Source organism: Ralstonia sp. AU12-08, from assembly GCF_000442475.1.
GTDB lineage: Bacteria > Pseudomonadota > Gammaproteobacteria > Burkholderiales > Burkholderiaceae > Ralstonia > Ralstonia insidiosa.
Window position 1 is genome coordinate 1 of sequence record NZ_ASZV01000071.1, and the last position, 1328, is coordinate 1328.

Genomic DNA, 1328 nt, shown 5'->3' on the forward strand with positions numbered 1-1328 from the left:
ACATGAACCGTATCGCGCGATCGCGTTGCGAGTCCCTACGGACCGTCCCAGGCGGATAGGCTGCTAGCTCGCTCTCCAGGACCCTTGCAGCCAGCGCGCGCGTGTACTTGGACGCTCCCCATACCTCTGTCGCCGAAAGCTTGCTGTAGACCTCCCTAGCGTCCTTCTGAGGGCTGATTTGAAGCTCTAAGCGAGTCCAATCCGGTTTCCCTGCCTGCCGGTATTCGGGCTGCTTGCCCTTCTCGTAGAGGCGGGCCCTGATCGGGCTGGAAGGTGCGCCCAGGTAGAGCGTGCGTCCGTCCTCAGGGAAGTCGTCCCAGTCCCCCCTCTTGTCGCCCTTGAGCCGGAACTCCCGTTTCACGTCCAGGCAGATGCCGAGCAGCTCGTCCCAGGCACCCGGCTTGTCCACGTCATGGGCCGAGTCGACGCGTGTCACTCGATGGTCCGGGATAGCCTCCCGCAGACGCTCCACGACGACCGGCGTGAGCGAACCTTTGACTTCCAGGCGCGCCCATCCCTCGTTCTGCCCGCCCCACCCGACGGAGGCATATTCGCCATGCTCTGTCCGCAGGGAAATCAGGTTCCCGAAGCCGTTGAAGTACCCCTCCCGCTGCTTCATCTCCGCACCGGAGATGTAGGCCGCTGAGAGCAGTTTTTCCGGGCCATCAAGCCGAGCCGTGGCCGTGTATGCGTCGAACTGGGGCAAATCAGCCTCCTTTCCTTGCTGGGCTTGGCTTTGCGGGCCGTTTCCGTGCCTGTTTCTTTTCCTGTGTGGTGGGGTGTGACCCCCCTGTTAGACGGGGGGGTCTGGATGCTCCCGGAGTGCTCACGGGAGACGGGGCGGGCGGGCGGGCGCGCGTCGCTCCGCTGCCGTGCGTCCGTCCTCCCGCCCCTTTCGCTTTACGCCTACCGATCTGCTCCATATCCCCGATCAGATCTGCTGTGTGTTCCTCGAACAGGTCATTGACCAGGCCAAGGTGAACTTCCAGCTTGGACTGGGCTTCGTCCAGGTTCGCTGCCATGCGTTCCTTGGCTTCCTTGGTAGCTGTTTTGGCTGCCTCAATCACCGTGGCCATGCGTGCGAAAACAGGCTCCGCTTGCTCCAATATCTCGGCAACGAGGGAGGACTTGCTCTGTCCTGTCGCCTCGCTTAGGCGGCGAATTGCAGCGTCTAGGGACGGTTTGAGCGTGACGGAAATTCGGGGATTCGTGCCTGCCATGTCTGCTCCTGTGCATATCTGGATGCAGCATAGCGGTTGTGATGCCGCATAACAAGGTTTTATGCAGCAGATTTGCAACGGCCTGGGGATGGCTTGCAGAGCGCGGGG

Annotated in this window: 2 protein-coding genes; both read right to left on the bottom strand. The window is 62.1% G+C overall.

The window, feature by feature from the left end; translation table 11 throughout:
• Positions 1–706, bottom strand: a 706-nt coding sequence (locus C404_RS0130705; protein WP_031330299.1) for a replication initiation factor domain-containing protein, incomplete at its 3' end; no start/stop codon positions are given.
• A 1-nt stretch (position 707) separates the two neighbouring features.
• Positions 708–1220, bottom strand: coding sequence for a ribbon-helix-helix domain-containing protein (locus C404_RS0130710; protein ID WP_031330300.1), 513 nt, complete (start codon positions 1218–1220; stop codon positions 708–710).
• Between the last annotated feature and the right edge of the window lie 108 nt (positions 1221–1328).

Coding starts and splice junctions, on each gene's coding strand:
- C404_RS0130710 (WP_031330300.1), bottom strand. CDS start 1,220: ATGGCAGGCACGAATCCCCGAATTTCCGTCACGCTCAAACCGTCCCTA.